Below are 18817 nucleotides of genomic sequence, written 5' to 3'. Positions count from 1 at the left end.
TCGGAGGATTCCATGGCAACAACCCGTCAGACACTGGCCGCGGCCGTCGTGGCCGCACTGCCCCTGCTCACGATGACCGTTACGACGCCCGCACAGGCGCAGGAGCACCCGCGCGCGCAGCGCCTGGCTCCGCGCATCGAGGGTTTTAACGTGGACGAAGTGCGGCGCCTGGAACCGGGCACCGAACTGAACTTCGACCTGTACGGTACGCCGGGCGGCTACGCCACCTTGCGCATCGACGGCGCCACGCGCAACCTGACGATGACGGAAACGTCGCCCGGCACCTACCAGGGCACGTACACGATCGGCACGCACGACCGCATCAATCCCGGCAGCGCCGTCACCGCCAATCTGCGCGTGAACAATATGGTCACGACCCGGCTGCTGGCGGAATCGATCGTGCGCGGTCCGGGGCGCGATGACGACCGGAATGACCGTACCGCGTCCAACATGCCGCACGTCGACCGCTTCGACGTGCGCGGCAGCGACGACCTGGGGCCGGGCAACGAGCTGAAATTCACCGTGCGCGGCACGCCGGGCGCCAAGGTCGAGGTGCAGATCGCCGGCACGCGCGGCATCTTCTTCCTGCCGGAAGTGCGGCCGGGCGAATACAGCGGCCTGTACACGATCCGCCGCAACGACCATATCGCGCCGGACGCCCCGGTCACGGCCACGATCCGCGCCAACGGCCGGTACTCGGTCGCCACGCTCGGCCAACCGCTGATGGCGGGCGGCAATGGCCAGGGCATCAACCCGAACAGCCAGCCGCGCGTGGCGCGCTACTGCACGAATTGCGCGACGGTGGAAGCCGTCAACGTCGTGCAGGTCAGCGGCGACGGCAGCTACCTGGGCACGGGCGCAGGCGCCGTCGTGGGCGGACTGCTGGGCAACCAGGTCGGCAGCGGCAGCGGACGCACGGCGGCCACCGTCGCCGGCGCCGTGGGCGGTGCGCTCGCGGGCCGCGAGATCGAGCGCAATGCCCATGCGGGCCAGCGCTACGAAGTCGTCGTACGCTATCCGAACGGTGCCACGCAGACCATCCCCTACGAAAACAATCCCGGCTTCCGCGTCGGCGATCGGGTGAAGGTCAACGATGGCGTGCTGATCCGCGATTGAGCGGCGGCGCAAAAAACAGAAAGCCGGCTTCCGCGCGGAACCGGCTTTTATCGTCGACAGTGAGACTGGCGTGGCGCCGGGCCGCGCGTGGCTGCGTCAGACCGTGGCCAGCACCTGGCCATCGCCCGAGGTGTCCGCTTCGGCCTTGTGCTTGGCGTTCTGCTTGGCGCGCGCGCGCGATGGCGGCAGGCGGCGCAGCGTCTTGAGGGCTTCCGGGTCCTTGATGCCGATGGTGCGCTGGTCGACCGTGATCAGGCCGATTTCGTTGAATGCGGACAAGGTACGGCTCACTGTCTCGAGCGTCAGGCCGAGATAGCTGCCGATCTCATGGCGGGTCATGCGCAGGTTGAACAACTTGCTCGAATACCCCATCGCGGCAAAGCGGTCCGCCAGCGAAATCAGGAAGCGCGCCACGCGGGCTTCGGCCGACAGGGCGCCGAGCATGCCGATCATGGCCTGTTCGCGCACCAGTTCGCGGCTCATCACGCCATACATCAGGTTCTCGAGTTCGGCGTGCACGCGCCCGAGGGCGGTCAATTTCTTGAACGGCACCAGGATCAGGTCGCAATCGGACAGGGCGACGGCTTCCGAGGCGTAATGGCGCGTATGGATGCCGTCGACGCCGAGCATGTCGCCCTTCATCGGGAAGCTGAGCACCTGTTCGTTGCCGAATTCGTCGATCAGCACGGTTTTCAGGAAGCCGGAGTTGACGATGTACAAGGTGTCGAAGGCCTGGCCGATCGTGTGCACGCGCTGCCCGGTCTTGAACTGCACGTGCTGGAACAACAGTTCCTCCGTATTCATCGATACGGCGGCCGGGATGTGAAGCAGGTCGCAGACCTCTTTCAGGTTCGACCAGAGACGACCCTGGCGCTGACGTCCGGCTTCCATCTGTGACGAGTGCAGGGTCGACGGGGAGGCGTTGCGTTGTTCTGAAGTTAGCTGGGACTGCATACTCATCTCCAGGTTTAGGATTTCAAAGAAGCAAGCTGCGATCCGGTGATGCCAGCGCGGTGTCGGAGCACAGAGCGGACTGACTGGATACGGGTATGACCGCAGGCAAGTCGAAACGCTGAAGTCAGTATGCCAACACGAGTCCGGCATTAATATCAGCAACGGCTGAATGTGTAGTAGGAGGGAGCGTCAAGCTGTAGGAATTTTCTTACTGCCAACCGGCCGCCCAGAGGGGAATACGAATGAAACGTGGGTAGGACTACGAGTGAGGACTGGGCCCTGCGCGTTCAGGAAAATCTCCGGAGCAGGGCACAAAAAGTGTCGTCAGAATGTCAAATTTGTTTCGGGCGGCGCCCTGTCAGGCTTTCATCGGCGCCAGCAGACGGTGCGCGACCGCATACTGGACCATTTCCGACAGCGAGGTCATGCCCATTTTCTGCATGATGCGGGTCTTGTGGGTGCTGACCGTCTTCACGGACAGGTGCAGGTTGTTGGCGATCTCGGTGATCGATTTGCCGCCCACGAGCAGGGAAAATACCTCGAATTCACGATCCGAGAGTTGCTTGTGCAGCAGCTGTTCGTTCGGCGCCATGATGTTCAGCGCCAGCTGCTCGGCCACTTCCGTGCTGATGTACGGCCGGCCGGACGCCACCTTGCGGATCGCGCCGACGAGCTGCGTGCCCGCGCTTTCCTTGGTGAGATAGCCCTGCGCCCCGGCGCGGATGGCGCGCACGGCGTACTGCTCTTCCTCGTGCATCGTCAGGATCAGGATGGCGAGCTTGGGCGCCTCGCTGCGCACCTGGCGGATCAGGTCGACGCCGCTGCGGCCCGGCATGGACAGGTCGAGCAGCAACAGGTCGAAGCCGCCCTGGCGCACCAGCGACAGCACTTCGAAGCCGTTGATGGCCTCCCCGACGATCTCGATGTCGAGCGCGCCGTCGAGGATACGCTTGAGACCTTCGCGCATGATCGTGTGGTCGTCGGCGATGACAATGCGAATCATAAAGTGTCCCCCAAGGGGTCAATTGTAAAATAGAAGGTAAAAAGATATCACGTCAGCAACACTGACGTTGCCTTTTTTTGGACAATGCCTACTGTCCGATGACAGTGCGGCAACTTGAAGTCAGTCGCTCAGGTGCCGGGTTCGCGGATCAGCCGGTGCACCAGCACGGGCTTGCTCGTGTGCGACAGCACCTTGTTGGTCACGCTACCTAGCAGTAATTGCCCCCAGCCACTGCGGCCGTGCGAGCCCATGAAAATCAGGTCGCAGTGTTGCTGTTCCGCCACGTCGACGATCTTGAGCGCCGGCGCATCGGAAAACGCCGTCATGCAGGCATGCTTGAGACTGCAGCCTTCCGCCGAGCGCACGATCGAGCCCATGTATTCCTGGCCCAGCCGCTGCATCTGGTCGACGTATTCCTCCTCGCTGGGGTAGGCGGGCGGAACGATCTCGACATAGACCGGGTACTGGTACTCGGGCGCGACGAACAGGGCCAGCACTTCGGCTCCCATCTGTTGGGCGAATTTGACGCCGGCACAGGCGGTGTGCTGCGATACCGTGGAGCCGTCGGTGGTGATCAGAATTTTCTGGTACATGGTGAGTCCTCCCTCACGTCACGCTACATTCTCATTGTAGTTCGCGTTCGACCTCTTGGCAGAACGTAAATGCTTGATCTTGCTCAGTGATGTGCTCGGCTGTCCGCAGGCAAATACCGGATGTCACAAATTACCCAGCGATAAAAAAATACAACAGATACTTTGCGAAATTATTCAGAAACGCCTGTAAAAGATTGTCGGCAGGCCAAGATTACCCCGGATTCGGCTGCGCGGGCATTTTCGAAGATTTACCTACGGCAACCACACTGATACACTCGTCGGAAATTCGTACCGTCAGCGTAATGACGGCAGCCGTACCGCACACAGCAAAGATGATTGCGACATTTAATTTATGGAGAAGCAGGGACTATGACCGACGCCGCTGACGATTTCGACGCACTATTCGAGGAAGTGGCAGCGCAGCGTGCCAGCGCGCCCGCAGCCGCTCCGGCGCCCGTGCCGGCACCCGCACCCGCCGCCAGCGACGACAGCGACGACCTGGAGGCCCTGTTCGACCAGGTCGCGGCCACCAGCGCCCCGGCGCCGGCCGTGGTGCCGGCTCCGGCCGCGCCGGTCGCCGCCGCCGCCGCCGCACCGGCCGAGACGGGCGAGGACGACCACGAAAAAGGCATGTACGAGCGCCTGGGCGGCATCGTGCGCCTGCTGCACGACTCGCTGCGCGAGCTGGGCTACGACAAGGCGCTGACCGAGGCGTCGTCCCAGATCATGGACGCGCAGGACCGCCTGGAATACGTCGCCACCCTGACCGAACAGGCCGCCAACAAGGTGCTGAACACCCTGGACGACGGCATGCCGGCCCAGGACCTGCTGTCCAAGCAGGCCAAGGACATGGAAAACCGCTGGGACGACCTGTTCGCGGGCAAGCTCTCGATCGAGCAGTTCAAGGCCCTGGCCGGCGATTCGAAGCAGTTCGCCCAGCTGGTGTCGGAAGCGACGGAAGCCGAGAAGGCGCGCCTGCTCGAGATCATGATGGCCCAGGACTTCCAGGACATCACCGGCCAGCTGATCAAGAAAGTCGTGGTCATCACCAAGACGGTCGAGAACGAGCTGACCCAGCTGCTCAAGGACAGCGCGCCGCCGGACGTCAAGGAAAAGCTGGCGCAGAAGCAGGCCGCGCAGGAGCAGGAACAGCCCGTAACGCTGATGCAGGGTCCGTCGGTGCCGTCCGCGGCGCTCGACCAGGACAGTGTCGATGACCTTCTTGCCGATCTGGGATTCTAATGGATGAAATGCTCAAGGATTTCGTCGTCGAGGCGATGGATCTTGCAGCGAATGTCGAAGAGCATCTGCTGCACCTCGAACGCGATCCCAATAACAAGGAAACGCTGAACGCGGTGTTCCGCTCGTTCCACACCATCAAGGGTGGCGCGGGTTTCATGGGGCTGCCGGCGCTCGTCGCCGCGTGCCACCTGACGGAAAACCTGTTCGACGCGCTGCGTACCGGCGCCGCTCCCGTCACGCCGGCCGCGATCGAAGCGTCGCTGCAGGCGTCCGGTTTCGTGGCCGACCAGCTGGGTGACCTGAACAACGGCGCCACGCCGGACCAGCTGCCGTCGATGCCGCCGGACCTCGAGCGCATGCTCAAGGAGGCCATCGCCGGCAACGACGCCGCGCCCGCGCCCAAGGCCGCGCCTACGCCGGCAGCGGCTGCGCCGGCACCTGTCGCAGCGCCGGCAGCGGCGCCTGCCGCGGCACCTGCTGCTGCGGCCGTGCCGGGCGCCGACGGTCTCGACTGGGAAGCGATGTTCATGGCGGTCGTCCCGGCGGGCACCTATACGCCGAACGCAGCCACGGCAGCCGCGGCGCCCGCAGCATCCGAGGCAGCCGCGCCGGCCGTCGCGCCGGTGCACGCCGCGCCCGACGCCGCCGCACCGGGCAAGCCGGGCTGGGACGGCGTCGAGCGCCGCAACGAGGCCAAGCCGGCCAGCACCGGTCCCGCCAAGGACGAGAGCATCCGTATCGACGCGGTCAAGCTGGACGCGCTGCTGGAAGTGGCCGGCGAATCCGTGCAGGCCGCGAACCAGGCCGCCGTGCTGCTCGAGCGCCTGTCGCAGTTCAAGTTCGAGGGCCAGGCCGCCACGCTGATGGCGACCCTGACCGAGACGCTGGAACGCGCCTCGCGCTACTCGGCCGAGCTGCAGCGCGCCACGCTGGCGACCCGCATGCAGCCGGTCGGCCGCCTGTTCCAGAAATTCCCGCGCCTCGTGCGCGAGCTCGCGAAGGACCTGGGCAAGGACGTCGAGCTGACCATCGAAGGCGCCGAGACGGAAGTCGACCGCGTCGTCGTGGACAGCCTGTACGACCCGCTCGTGCACATGCTGCGCAACGCGCTCGACCACGGCGTCGAGGGTCCGGACGACCGCGTCGCCAACGGCAAGCCGGCCAAGGCGTTCATCCTGCTGAAAGCCTGGCAGGAAGCGAACAGCGTCATGATCGTGCTGCAGGACGACGGGCGCGGCATGGACCCGGCCAAGCTGCGCAAGAAGGCGATGGAAAAGGGCCTGATCAGCGAGAACCAGGCCACCAGCGACGACGAAGCGTACCAGCTCGTGTTCCTGCCGGGCTTCTCGACCAAGGAAGTGGCGTCGTCGGTCTCGGGCCGCGGCGTGGGCATGGACGTGGTCAAGACGGCCGTCGAGAAGAACCGCGGCGCGATCCGCATCGACTCGAACCTGGGCACGGGCACGAAGTTCTCGATCCGCCTGCCGATCGAATTGTCGATCGTGCCGACGATGCTGGTGTCGACGTCGGGCGCGCAGCTGGCCCTGCCGATGGCCGTCGTCGAGCGCGTCGTCGAGCTGCCGGAGACCTTCATGCAGGTCGGCGGCGCCCCGGTGCTGAAGGACCAGGGCCGTCCGCTGCCGGTGCGTTCGCTGGCGCTGTCGCTCGGCTACGAAGCGTGCGTGGAACGCGTGGGCATCGTCATCAACGCCCCGCAGCCGTACATCATCGCGGTGGAAGCCGTCGACGGTACGGCCGACCTGGTGATCAAGCCGATGACGGCGCTGACCGTCGAAGGCATCACCGGCACGGCGCGTTCGGCCGAAGGATCGCTGGTGCTGGTCGTCGGCCTGTCGTTCCTCATGGACGGTTGCCGGTCGACGGTGAGGCTGGCCGCATAAACCACGCCGCGGGCTGCTTACAACATTTTTGCTACAAAGCTACGAAAAGCCTGCGCAGGAAATGCGCAGGCTTTTTTTATTTGTGTTTCTGAAAACACATCCGAACAAAATTTTTATATGGATGAGTTCATTGGAATAATCGTGCTTGAAGGCCCTTGCTTCCGCATTGCACAAATATGGCATAATCAAAGACCATGCCCGCATGAAGCGGTCGTTTCTCTGGACTTCGCAACTCATTATGTTAAAAACGCTCTACGACAAACTTTGGGATTCGCATGTCGTGCGTGCCGATGCGGATGGCACCACCGTGCTGTATATCGACCGTCACCTGGTCCACGAAGTCACCAGCCCGCAGGCGTTCGAAGGCCTGCGCGAAGCCGGCCGCCCGCTATGGCGCACTTCGGCCAATCTTGCCGTAGCCGACCACAACGTGCCGACCACCGACCGCTCGCACGGCATCGCTGACCCGACGTCGCGCCTGCAGGTCGAAACGCTCGACAGCAACGCCAAGTCCTTCGGCCTCACGTACTTCAACATGAACGACAAGCGCCAGGGCATCGTGCACGTGATCGGCCCGGAGCAGGGCGCCACGCTGCCGGGCATGACCGTCGTCTGCGGCGATTCGCACACGTCGACCCACGGCGCGTTCGGCGCGCTGGCGCACGGCATCGGCACCTCGGAAGTCGAGCACGTGCTGGCCACGCAGACGCTGCTGGCGAAAAAATCGAAAGCGATGCTCGTGCAGGTCGACGGCGAACTGCCGGCCGGCGTGACCGCCAAGGACATCGTGCTGGCCGTGATCGGCAAGATCGGCACGGCCGGCGGCACCGGCTACGCCATCGAATTCGGCGGCTCGACCATCCGCGCGCTGTCGATGGAAGGCCGCATGACCGTCTGTAACATGGCGATCGAAGCGGGCGCGCGCGCCGGCATGGTGGCCGTCGACGACACGACCATCGACTACGTCAAGGGCCGCCCGTTCGCGCCCGCCGGCCCGCAGTGGGACCAGGCCGTCGCGTACTGGCGCACGCTGCACACGGACCCGGGCGCGAAGTTCGACCTGGTCGTGCAGTTGAACGCCGCGGAGATCCGCCCGCAGGTGACCTGGGGCACGTCGCCCGAGCAGGTCACGACGATCGACGGCCGCGTGCCCGATCCCGACAAGGAAAAAGACCCGGTCAAGCGCGACGCGATGGAAAAGGCGCTGGTCTACATGGACCTGAAGCCGAACACCGCGATGGAAGACATCCGCATCGACAAGGTGTTCATCGGCTCCTGCACCAACTCGCGCATCGAAGACCTGCGCGCCGCCGCCGCCGTCGTGCGCGGCCGCCAGCGCGCCTCGAACGTGAAGCTGGCGATGGTGGTGCCGGGCTCCGGCCTCGTGAAGGAACAGGCGGAACGCGAAGGCCTGGACGCGATCTTCAAGGCCGCCGGCTTCGAATGGCGCGAGCCGGGCTGCTCGATGTGCCTGGCGATGAACGCCGACCGCCTGGAACCGGGCGAGCGCTGCGCGTCGACGTCGAACCGCAACTTCGAAGGCCGCCAGGGCCAGGGCGGACGCACGCACCTGGTGTCGCCGGCGATGGCCGCGGCGGCCGGTATCGCGGGCCATTTCGTCGACGTTCGTAAAATCTGAGAAGCAGTAGGGTGGGCACCCCGTGCCCACCATGCGTTTCCGTAATCGCATATATCGGTGGGCACGGGGTGCCCACCCTACGAGAAATCAATGAAGAAAATTTTTGCTCTCGCACTCATCGCACTCGCCGTCACCGGCTGCAACACCATCTCCGGCGTCGGCAAGGACGTGCAGAAGGTCGGCCAGGTCATCACGGGCGCCGGCGGGAAATAATCGGGTCGATCATGGATAAATTCAACGTACACGAAGGACTGGTGGTCCCGCTGGACCGGGCCAACGTCGACACCGACGCCATCATTCCGAAGCAGTTCCTCAAGTCGATCCGCCGCACCGGCTTCGGCCCCAACCTGTTCGACGAGTGGCGTTATCTCGACCACGGCGAGCCGGGCATGGACAACAGCACGCGTCCGGTCAATCCGGACTTCGTGCTGAACCAGCCGCGCTACGCCGGCGCGTCGATCCTGCTGACTCGCAAGAACTTCGGCTGCGGCTCGTCGCGCGAGCACGCGCCGTGGGCCCTGCAGCAGTACGGCTTCCGCGCCGTCATCGCGCCGAGCTTCGCCGACATCTTCTTCAACAACTGCTTCAAGGGCGGCCTGCTGCCGATCGTCCTCGGCGAAGCCCAGGTCGACCAGCTGATGAATGAAGTCAAGGCCTTCCCCGGCTACAAGCTGGTCGTCGACCTCGAGAAGCAGACCGTGGGCACGCCGGACGGCCGCCTCGCGTTCGAATTCGCCGTCGACGACTTCCGCAAGTACTGCCTGCTGAACGGCCTGGACGACATCGGCCTCACGCTGCGCCACGCCGACGACATCCGCGCCTACGAGGAACGGCGTCTAGCAGCGCAGCCGTGGCTCGCCAACACCATCTGAACTGAGAACAAGAACATGAAGATTGCAATCCTGCCGGGCGACGGCATCGGTCCCGAAATCACCGCGCAAGCCGTCAAGGTGCTGAACGCGCTGGGCGAATCGTTCGAACTGGAAAGCGCGGAAGTCGGCGGCGCCGGCTATGCGGCGCACGGCCATCCGCTGCCGCAGGGTACGCTGGCGCTGGCGAAAGCCGCCGATGCCGTGCTGCTGGGCGCCGTCGGCGACTTCAAGTACGACTCGCTGGAGCGCGCGCTGCGTCCGGAACAGGCCATCCTCGGCCTGCGCAAGGAACTGGGCCTGTTCGCCAACCTGCGTCCCGCGATCCTGTATCCGGAACTGGCCGGCGCCTCCACGCTCAAACCGGAAGTGGTGTCGGGCCTCGACATCCTGATCATCCGCGAGCTGACGGGCGACGTCTATTTCGGCAAGCCGCGCGGCGTGCGCGAATGCCCGGACGGTCCGTTCGCCGGCCAGCGCGAAGGCTTCGACACGATGCGCTACGCGGAAGGCGAGATCCGCCGCATCGCCCACGTCGCGTTCCAGGCCGCGCGCAAGCGCAACCGCCGCCTGACGAGCATCGACAAGGCCAACGTGCTGGAGACGTTCCAGTTCTGGCGCGACATCGTCACCGACGTGCACAAGGAATACCAGGACGTCGAGCTCGAACACATGTACATCGACAACGCCGCGATGCAGCTCGTGCGCGCGCCGAAGAAGTTCGACGTGCTCGTCACCGGCAACATGTTCGGCGACATCCTGTCGGACGAAGCGGCGATGCTGACCGGTTCGATCGGCATGCTGCCGTCGGCGTCGCTGGACGTCAACAACAAGGGCCTGTACGAGCCGTCGCACGGTTCGGCGCCGGACATCGCGGGCAAGGGCATCGCCAATCCGCTGGCGACGATCCTGTCCGCCGCGATGATGCTGCGTTTCACGCTGGGCAAGCCCGAGCAGGCCGACCGCATCGACAACGCCGTCAAGAAGGTGCTGTCCCAGGGCCTGCGCACGGCGGACATCCACGAAGAAGGCACGACGCGCGTCGGCACGGAACAGATGGGCGACGCGGTCGTCAAAGCATTGGGTTGACAAGGAATACGCCCGCTCGGGCGGAACATTTTTAAACGAGGGATATCATGAAATTAGTAGGTCTGGTTGGTTGGCGCGGCATGGTCGGTTCGGTCCTCATGCAGCGCATGCAGGACGAGGGCGATTTCGCCCATATCGAGCCGGTGTTCTTCACGACGTCGAATCCGGGCGGCGACGCCCCGAAGATGGCGAAAAACGAGACCAGGCTGAAAAGCGCGACCGACATCGCCGAACTGTCCAAATGCGAGATCATCATCTCGTGCCAGGGCGGCGACTACACGACCGAAGTGTTCCCGAAACTGCGCGCGGCCGGCTGGAACGGCTACTGGATCGACGCCGCGTCGACCCTGCGCATGAGCGACGACGCCGTGATCGTGCTCGACCCCGTGAACCTGAACGTCATCAAGGACGCCATGACGCGCGGCGTCAAGAACTTCATCGGCGGTAACTGCACCGTGTCGTGCATGCTGATGGGCCTGGGCGGCCTGTTCAAGCACGACCTGGTGGACTGGATGACGTCGATGACCTACCAGGCCGCATCGGGCGGCGGCGCCCAGCACATGCGCGAACTGCTCACGCAATTCGGCACCATCAACGCGGCCGTCAAGCCGCTGCTGGACAATCCGGCGTCGGCCATCCTCGAAATCGACCGCGGCGTGCTGGCCACCCAGCACGGCCTGTCGGCCGAGGAAACCAAGCAGTTCGGCGTGCCGCTGGCCGGCAACCTGATCCCGTGGATCGACAAGGACCTGGGCAACGGCCAGTCGAAGGAAGAATGGAAGGGCGGCGCCGAGACCAACAAGATCCTGGGCCGCAACGGCGCCGGCGGCAACGTCATTCCGGTCGACGGCCTGTGCGTCCGCATCGGCGCGATGCGCTGCCACTCGCAGGCGCTGACCATCAAGCTCAACAAGGACGTGCCGCTGGACGAGATCAACGACATCATCGCGAACGACAACCAGTGGGTGAAGTTCGTGCCGAACACGCGCGAAGCGTCGGTGCGCGACCTGACCCCGGCCGCCGTCACGGGCAGCCTGACGATCCCGGTCGGCCGCGTGCGCAAGATGTCGATGGGCCCGGAATACATCTCGGCCTTCACCGTCGGCGACCAGCTGCTGTGGGGCGCCGCCGAGCCGCTGCGCCGCATGCTGCGCATCGTCCTGGACAAGTGATGTAATCTGTCGCCTGCGGGCGCGAGAGAGGGCGGCCGCAGGGCCGCCTTTTTTATTTGCTTTTTATTTCGATCGCGTCGCCCCCGCGCAGGCGGGGCCCAATGTCGAGCGGCCGACATGCGCAACCCGGGCTCCCGCCTGCGCGGGAACGACGAGGGCGGGTTTCGTGATGAATTGACACCGAATCATCCAAAAAACATCATGACTTTGAATATACCGTCTACATAACGCAGACTTGCTGAATGTTTCTCCCCGCAGAACTTGCATGCCACAGTGCATGATGATATGTTGCTGAGACCTCCGGGCAAGGTCGCGCGCCCCCGTCAACCCACTCCGCTTTCGAATCTATGCATGTCACTCACCGCCTCCCGCTGAAGTCGTCCGCGCTGAAGAAGCTCACCGCGGCGGTCGCAAGTGCGCTGGTCCTGACGTCCGCGGCGCATGCTGCCGGTCTCGGCAAGCTCACGGTGTTGTCCGCGCTCGGCCAGCCGCTGCGCGCCGAAATCGAATTGACGGCAGTGTCCGGGGATGAGGCGTCGGGCCTCGCGGCCAAGCTGGCGTCGCCGGACGCGTTCAAGGCGGCCAACATCGATTTCAATCCGGCCCTGCTGTCGCTGCGCTTCAACGTCGAGCAGCGTGGCGGCCGCCAGTTCATCCGCGTCAGCTCCACGCAGCCGCTGAACGAGCCGTTCGTCGACATGCTGCTGGAACTGTCGTGGAATAACGGCCGCCTGGTGCGCGAATACACGTTCCTGCTCGACCCGGCCGAGCTGCGCGCGACGCAGTCGGCCCAGGTGGCACCGAGCGAGACGCGCGCCGCGCCGGCCCGCGCCCGCAGGCGGCGGCACCCGCGCCCGCGCCCGCGCAGGCACGCCCCGTCGAGACGGACCGCGGCGCAAGCGCCGCCGCCCAGCGCAACCGCGCGCGCCCGGCCACGGAAGGCGAGGGCGCCCAGGCCGCGGCCGCGCCGTCGAAGTACCGCGTCAGGCCGGGCGACAGCCTGGGCCGCATCGCCAGCCAGCTCAAGCCGGTCGACGTGTCGCTCGACATGATGCTCGTCGCGCTGTACCGCGCCAATCCCGATGCCTTCATCGGCAACAACATGAACCGCCTCAAGTCGGGCCGCATCCTGGCCGTGCCGTCGGCCGACGCCGTGCGCGCCACGGACGACACCGAGGCGCATGGCGTCGTCGTCGCCCATGCGGCCGACTTCAACGCCTACCGCAACAAGCTGGCGGGCCAGGTCGGCGCGTCCGAGCCCGCCAGGACCCCGGAGGCGGGCCAGAGCGCGGCCGGCAAGATCACGGCCAAGGTCGAGGAACGCCCGACGGCCGCCAACGCATCCCAGGACAAGCTGCGCCTGTCCAAGGCCGCGCCGGACACGCCTGCCGGCAAGGGCGCGACGATGAGCGCCGAGGACCGCATCGCCAAGGAAAAGGCCCTGGCCGATGCGCAGCAGCGCGTGCGCGAGCTCGAACGCAATGTGAACGACCTCGAGAAGCTGGCGACGGTCAAGAGCAAGACGGGCGCCGAAGCCGAGAAGAACGCGTCGACCCCGGCCGCGCCCGCGCAGCCATCCGCGACGCTGGCGAAGACGCCGGCGCCGGCTGCGCCTGCGACCGTGCCGAAGAAGCTGCCGGCCATCAAGCCGGCCAGGCCCGCCGCCCCGCCGGAACCGGGCCTGATGGACTTCATCATGAACAACCTGCCGCTGGTCGGCGGCGGCGCGGTCGCGCTGCTGCTGGGCGGCCTGCTCGTCTCCCAGCGCCGCAAGCAGAAGGTCGCCAAGCCGGTGGCCGAGCCGTCGATCCTCGGCGTGCCGGCCGAGCCGGCGCACTCGATGTTCGCCGAGACGGGCGGCCAGAGCGTCGACACGAACAACAGCGTCTTCAACTCGAGCTTCGCGCCGTCCGCCAGCCAACTCGACACGAACGAAGTCGATCCGGTCGCGGAAGCCGACGTCTACATCGCCTACGGCCGCGACGCCCAGGCCGAGGAGATCCTCAAGGAAGCCCTGCGCACGCATCCGGAGCGCTATCCGGTGCGCCTCAAGCTGCTCGAGATCTACGCCGCCCGCAAGGACCAGCGCGCGTTCGAGACGCAGGCCGCCGAGTTGTACGGCATGACGCGCGGCCAGGGCGACGAATGGGCGCAGGCCGCCGCGCTGGGCCTGTCCATCGACCCGCTCAACCCGCTGTATGCCCACAGCGCCACGCCTGCGGCCCCGGCGCCCAGCACCGAGGAACTGGGCCAGCAGGCATTGCTGTCGAAGGAGCTGGACGACGTCTTCGGCGCACCCGCCGCGGTGCCGGCGACCGACGCGCATGTCGCGGACGCGCATGTCGCCGACGCGCACGTGGACGATCCGTTCGCCGCGCCGCTCGACGAGCCGATGGATTTCAGCCAGCACTTCGCCGACGCGATGGCGACGGCCCAGCCGGCACCGGCCCCCGTGACCAACGCGCCGTCGACCGAACCGGCGCCGGTGGAAGACGACCACACGCTCGACTTCGACCTGGGCGGCCTCGCGTTCGAGCCGGTCGAGACGGCGAGCGCGCCGCAGGCCGCGCAGCCGCTGGCCGACGTGGGCGACGTGCCCGACCTCGAATTCGACATGAGCGCATTCGACCAGCCGACCGCCGCGCCGGCCGCACCGGCGCTGCCGGCCGAACCGGCGGTTGCCCTGGACAAGGCGGAACACGACCCGCTCGACTTCTCGTTCGACATGGACTTCGCCGCCCCGGCCGCGAATCCGGTGCCGCAACTGGAAGCGCACACGGAACACGATCTGCTCGCGCCGGCCGCCGCGACCGCTGCCGCCGCCGAGATCGAGATGGCCAACCTGGCGCGCGAATTCGACCTGCCCGACCTGCCGACGGAACTGCAGGCCAGCCTGCCGCCCGAGCCGGAGTCGCACGCCGCAACCGCGGAGCGCGATCCGCTGTTCGACCTCGACGCCATGGATTTCGACATCGCCGAGACGCCGCGCGCGGAAAGCCCGGCCTCGATTCCGGCAGCCGCGCTGGACGAGCACATGTTCGACATCCCGGCCACGCCGGCACCGGCCGACGCGCTGTTCGCCGAACCGGATCGCGTCGTGCCGGAGCGCGCGGAAGCGCAATTCGACATGGGCGGCTTCGACCTCGACCTGCCGGCCGACGGTGCCCTGCCGCTGCCGGAAGTGCAGACGTTGTCCGAGCCGGCGTTCGACATGCCGGCCGCGCCGGCCGATTCGGCCGCGCTGTCTGCCGCCCACATGGAGATGGAGACGAAGCTGGATCTCGCCATCGCCTACCAGGAAATCGGCGACAAGGAAGGGGCGCGCGAGCTGCTCGATGAAGTCATTCGCGGCGGCAGTACCGAGCAGGCGGCGCGTGCCACCTCGATGCGCGCATCCCTGGAGTAAGGTAACGCGCTTTGACACGAATCGCTTTGGGTGTCCAGTACGTGGGCACCGCCTGGAACGGGTATCAGAAACAGCCATCGCGCGACACGGTGCAGGACCAGCTGGAGATCGCGCTCGAGAAATTCGCCTGCACGCGGCTCGCGACGACGTGCGCCGGCCGCACGGACGCCGGCGTGCACGCGATCGAGCAGGTCGTCCATTTCGACACGGACCTCGACCGCGCGCCGCAATCGTGGGTGCGCGGCACGAACGCCTTCCTGCCCGAGTCGATCGTCGTGCGCTGGGCCCACGTGGTCGCGCCGGACATCGGAGGGCAGGATTTCCACGCGCGCTTCTCGGCCCGCTCGCGCACCTATCACTACGTGCTGTACAACCACGCCAACCCGTCCGCGCTGCTGGCCGGACGCGCCGGCTGGGTGTTCCGGCCGCTCGACGTCGAGCGCATGCGCGCGGCGGCCGCGCACCTGATCGGCACGCACGATTTTTCCAGTTTCCGCGCGTCCGGTTGCCAGGCGAATTCGCCCGTCAAGCAGATGCACGAGGTCCGCATCGAGCGCAGCGGCGACATCGTCGTGTTCACGGTGCGCGCCTCCGCGTTCCTGCATCACATGGTGCGCAACATCGTCGGTTCGCTGATCTATGTGGGGACCGGACGCAACGAGCCGGCCTGGATGGCCGAGGTGCTCGACGCGCGCTCGCGCGACGCCGCGGCGCCGACCTTCATGCCGGATGGGCTGTACCTTGCTACAATCGATTACGATCCCAAGTGGGGCTTGCCGCAGGAGCCGGCGGCGGCCCTGCCGTGGTTGTAGAATGTTGAATTGACCACCTGCCGTAGGGTGGGGGGTGTGATGCCGGTGGCATCACACACGTACCCACGCCTAAGTTTGCGTTGTGCCGGCTTCCGCGTGGGCTCAGGGGAGCCCACCCTACTGCGGCCGATATTGCACGTTTCATCGTCGAGCCATCATGCCCCGCACCCGTATCAAGATCTGCGGCATCACCCGCACTGAAGACCTGCATGCCGCCGTCGATGCCGGCGCCGACGCCCTCGGCTTCGTGTTTTACCCGAAGAGCCCGCGCTACGTCACGCCCGCGCGCTACGCCGAACTGGCACGCGCACTGCCGCCATTCCTGAACACCGTCGCGCTGTTCGTCAACGCGACGGAGGACGAGGTCCGCGCGGTCGTCGCGGCCGGCCCGGTCGCGCTGCTGCAATTCCACGGCGACGAAACGGTCGGGCAGTGCGCTCGGCTGGCCAGCGCCGTGCAACGGCCGTTCGTGCGGGCGTATCGCGTAAAACCCGACACGACGTCCGCCGATTTGCTAGAATCGGAAGCTCAATACCGCGCCGCCAGTACGTGGTTCTCGGGTCTTCTGCTCGACACCTACGTGGATGCCTATGGCGGTGCAGGAAAGGTTTTCGATTGGTCTCTTATTCCAAAAGAGCTCGCGCCTCGGGTCGTTTTGAGTGGTGGCTTGAGCGTACACAACGTGACTGGCGCGGTGGCGCAAGTACGCCCCTTCGCGGTCGACATCAGTAGCGGTGTCGAGGCGAGCAAGGGGATCAAGGATGCCCGCAAGATCGCCGCGTTCATCGACGCGGTGCGGGCCGGCGATGCCACCACTGAAAGCCTGACACACCATGAAAGCCAACCAAGTTAATGGCGCACAAGCGCTGTTCAAGACCCCCGACTACCAGCTGCCGGACACCACCGGCCACTTCGGCCCGTACGGCGGCTCGTTCGTCGCCGAGACGCTCAGCCACGCGCTGGCCGAACTGAACGACGCCTACGCGCGCTACAGCCAGGACCCCGAATTCCTCGAAGAATTCCGCTACGAGCTGGCGCACTTCGTCGGCCGCCCGTCGCCCGTGTACCACGCCAAGCGCTGGTCGCAGCAGGGGGCGCATCACGGCCTGGGTGCGCAGATCTTCTTCAAGCGCGAGGACCTGAACCACACCGGCGCCCACAAGATCAACAACGTGATCGGGCAAGCGCTGCTGGCCCGCCGCATGGGCAAGCCGCGCATCATCGCCGAGACGGGCGCCGGCCAGCACGGCGTCGCGACGGCCACCATCTGCGCGCGCTTCGGCCTCGAATGCGTGATCTACATGGGGAGCGAGGACGTCAAGCGCCAGGCGCAGAACGTCTACCGCATGAAGCTGCTGGGCGCGACCGTCGTCCCGGTCGAATCGGGATCGAAGACGCTGAAGGACGCGCTGAACGAAGCGATGCGCGACTGGGTCACCAACATCGAGAACACGTTCTACATCATCGGCACGGTCGCCGGTCCGCACCCGTATCCGATGATGGTGCGCGATTTCCAGTCCGTGATCGGCGAGGAATGCCGCGTGCAGATGCCGCAGATGACGGGCCGCCAGCCGGACTACGTCGTCGCCTGCATCGGCGGCGGCTCGAACGCGATGGGCATCTTTTATCCGTACATCGACGAGCCGGGCGTGAAGCTGGTGGGCGTCGAGGCGGCGGGCGAGGGCCTGGACTCCGGCAAGCACGCGGCGTCGCTCACGGCCGGCTTCCCGGGCGTCCTGCACGGCAACCGCACCTACCTGCTGCAGGACGAGCACGGCCAGATCATCGAGACGCATTCCGTGTCCGCGGGCCTGGATTATCCGGGCGTCGGTCCGGAACACGCGTGGCTGAAGGACAGCCAGCGGGCCCAGTACGTGTCGATCACGGACGACGAAGCGCTGGCCGCGTTCCACGACTGCTGCCGCATCGAGGGCATCATCCCGGCGCTGGAATCGTCGCACGCGATCGCCTACGCGGCCAAGCTGGCGCCGACGCTCCCGGCCGACCAGATCATCCTGGTGAACCTGTCGGGCCGCGGCGACAAGGACATGCACACCGTGGCGCAACGGGCGGGACTCAACTTCGGCTGAGCTCCATCCTCCCATTGCCAACCACATTCAAGGAAAACAGCATGTCCCGTATCGCACAAACTTTCGACGCCCTCAAAGAGCAGGGCAAGACCGGTCTCGTCACCTTCATCACCGCCGGCGACCCGGCTCCGGAACTGACCGTCCCGCTGCTGCACGCCCTCGTCGAGGGTGGCGCCGACGTCCTCGAACTCGGCGTCCCGTTCTCCGACCCGATGGCGGAAGGCCCCGTCATCCAGCGCGCCTGCGAACGCGCGCTCACGTTCGGCATCAGCATGACCGACGTGTTCGCCCAGGTCGCCGAGTTCCGCAAGACCAACCAGCACACGCCCATCGTGCTGATGGGTTACGCGAACCCGATCGAGCGCATGGGCCAGAGCGAATTCGTCCGCCGCGCCAAGGCCGCCGGTGCCGACGGCGCCATCGTCGTCGACTATCCGCCGGAGGAATGCGAAGCGTTCGCGGACGAGATGAAGGCCAACGGCCTCGACCTGATCTTCCTGCTGGCGCCGACGTCCACCGTCGAGCGCGTGAAGCAGGTGGCGCGCCACGGCAGCGGCTTTTCCTACTACGTCTCGCTGAAAGGCGTGACGGGCGCGGGCGGCATCGACACGGCCGACGTGGCGCAGCGCGTGGCCGCGATCCGCGAGCACGTCAAGCTGCCGATCGGCGTCGGCTTCGGCATCCGCGACGCGCAGACGGCCAGGTCGGTGGCGGCGGTGGCCGACGCCGTCGTGATCGGCAGCCGCATCATCCAGGAGCTGGAAAATACGCCGAAGGAGCAGGGGCCGGCGGCCGTGCGGGCGTTTGTCGCGGGCATCAGGGAAGCGCTGGACGCCAAATAAGCGTCGTTCAAATCGACAATTCGGGGTCAGAGCCCGGTTTTGGGCAATTGATCGTCGGCCAGTGCTCTGGCCCCGAATTGGCCAAGGCC

The 18817-nt window shown here is 66.0% G+C and carries 17 protein-coding genes; 14 read left to right on the top strand and 3 right to left on the bottom strand.

Annotated features, from left to right (window positions below):
- Positions 1-12: 12 nt before the first annotated feature.
- The gene (locus ACEN9Q_RS18165) at positions 13-1116 is read left to right on the top strand and encodes a glycine zipper 2TM domain-containing protein (RefSeq protein ID WP_082547896.1); all 1104 of its coding nucleotides are present in this window, start codon (positions 13-15) and stop codon (positions 1114-1116) included.
- A gap of 96 nt (positions 1117-1212) precedes the next feature.
- Here the strand turns inward: ACEN9Q_RS18165 and ACEN9Q_RS18160 are convergent, their stop codons facing one another.
- The 3 genes from ACEN9Q_RS18160 to ACEN9Q_RS18150 all read right to left on the bottom strand — a co-directional run bounded on the left by ACEN9Q_RS18160 (position 1213) and on the right by ACEN9Q_RS18150 (position 3666).
- Complete coding sequence (locus ACEN9Q_RS18160; protein ID WP_056440490.1) at positions 1213-2007, bottom strand: Crp/Fnr family transcriptional regulator; 795 nt, start codon at positions 2005-2007, stop codon at positions 1213-1215.
- A gap of 421 nt (positions 2008-2428) precedes the next feature.
- Positions 2429-3073, bottom strand: a complete 645-nt coding sequence (locus ACEN9Q_RS18155) for a response regulator (RefSeq protein WP_036232923.1) — start codon at positions 3071-3073, stop codon at positions 2429-2431.
- Positions 3074-3201: 128 nt separating this feature from the next.
- A complete protein-coding gene (locus tag ACEN9Q_RS18150; protein ID WP_056440489.1) occupies positions 3202-3666 on the bottom strand; it encodes a universal stress protein in 465 nt (154 codons plus the stop codon).
- 369 nt (positions 3667-4035) lie between these two features.
- On the opposite strand from ACEN9Q_RS18150, the gene ACEN9Q_RS18145 reads away from it, so the two are divergent.
- The 13 genes from ACEN9Q_RS18145 to trpA all read left to right on the top strand — a co-directional run bounded on the left by ACEN9Q_RS18145 (position 4036) and on the right by trpA (position 18728).
- Positions 4036-4908, top strand: coding sequence for a protein phosphatase CheZ (locus ACEN9Q_RS18145; RefSeq protein WP_495625540.1), 873 nt, complete (start codon positions 4036-4038; stop codon positions 4906-4908).
- A complete protein-coding gene (locus ACEN9Q_RS18140) occupies positions 4908-6809 on the top strand; it encodes a chemotaxis protein CheA (protein WP_495625539.1) in 1902 nt (633 codons plus the stop codon). The genes ACEN9Q_RS18145 and ACEN9Q_RS18140 overlap by 1 nt, the downstream gene beginning before the upstream one ends.
- 238 nt (positions 6810-7047) lie before the next feature.
- Positions 7048-8448, top strand: a complete 1401-nt coding sequence (leuC, locus tag ACEN9Q_RS18135; protein ID WP_495625538.1) for a 3-isopropylmalate dehydratase large subunit — start codon at positions 7048-7050, stop codon at positions 8446-8448.
- A gap of 90 nt (positions 8449-8538) precedes the next feature.
- The gene (locus ACEN9Q_RS18130) at positions 8539-8661 is read left to right on the top strand and encodes a lipoprotein (RefSeq protein ID WP_082547895.1); all 123 of its coding nucleotides are present in this window, start codon (positions 8539-8541) and stop codon (positions 8659-8661) included.
- Positions 8662-8672: 11 nt separating this feature from the next.
- Positions 8673-9320 (top strand): 3-isopropylmalate dehydratase small subunit, encoded by a 648-nt coding sequence (gene leuD, locus ACEN9Q_RS18125; RefSeq protein ID WP_056440480.1) that lies wholly within the window; start codon positions 8673-8675, stop codon positions 9318-9320.
- A 15-nt stretch (positions 9321-9335) separates the two neighbouring features.
- Positions 9336-10406, top strand: coding sequence for a 3-isopropylmalate dehydrogenase (gene leuB, locus ACEN9Q_RS18120; RefSeq protein WP_056440477.1), 1071 nt, complete (start codon positions 9336-9338; stop codon positions 10404-10406).
- A gap of 47 nt (positions 10407-10453) precedes the next feature.
- The gene (asd, locus tag ACEN9Q_RS18115; RefSeq protein WP_056440475.1) at positions 10454-11578 is read left to right on the top strand and encodes an aspartate-semialdehyde dehydrogenase; all 1125 of its coding nucleotides are present in this window, start codon (positions 10454-10456) and stop codon (positions 11576-11578) included.
- Between the two features lie 347 nt (positions 11579-11925).
- The gene (locus ACEN9Q_RS18110) at positions 11926-12630 is read left to right on the top strand and encodes a type IV pilus assembly protein FimV (protein WP_495625537.1); all 705 of its coding nucleotides are present in this window, start codon (positions 11926-11928) and stop codon (positions 12628-12630) included.
- Entirely contained in the window at positions 12615-14984 is a 2370-nt protein-coding gene (locus ACEN9Q_RS18105) for a motility hub landmark protein FimV (RefSeq protein ID WP_495625536.1), read from the top strand. Before ACEN9Q_RS18110 ends, ACEN9Q_RS18105 begins: the two co-directional genes overlap by 16 nt.
- Before the next feature lie 11 nt (positions 14985-14995).
- On the top strand, positions 14996-15796 hold the full coding sequence (gene truA, locus ACEN9Q_RS18100; RefSeq protein WP_495625535.1) for a tRNA pseudouridine(38-40) synthase TruA: 801 nt from the start codon (positions 14996-14998) through the stop codon (positions 15794-15796).
- 157 nt (positions 15797-15953) lie between these two features.
- Complete coding sequence (locus tag ACEN9Q_RS18095; protein WP_495625534.1) at positions 15954-16649, top strand: phosphoribosylanthranilate isomerase; 696 nt, start codon at positions 15954-15956, stop codon at positions 16647-16649.
- Complete coding sequence (gene trpB, locus ACEN9Q_RS18090) at positions 16630-17886, top strand: tryptophan synthase subunit beta (RefSeq protein ID WP_056440469.1); 1257 nt, start codon at positions 16630-16632, stop codon at positions 17884-17886. The genes ACEN9Q_RS18095 and trpB overlap by 20 nt, the downstream gene beginning before the upstream one ends.
- 41 nt (positions 17887-17927) lie before the next feature.
- Entirely contained in the window at positions 17928-18728 is an 801-nt protein-coding gene (trpA, locus tag ACEN9Q_RS18085; protein WP_495625533.1) for a tryptophan synthase subunit alpha, read from the top strand.
- The last annotated feature ends 89 nt before the right edge of the window (positions 18729-18817 follow it).

It is taken from the genome of Massilia sp. Masssp93 (genome assembly GCF_059491295.1).
This window is presented reverse-complemented; position numbering and strand designations above follow the sequence as displayed.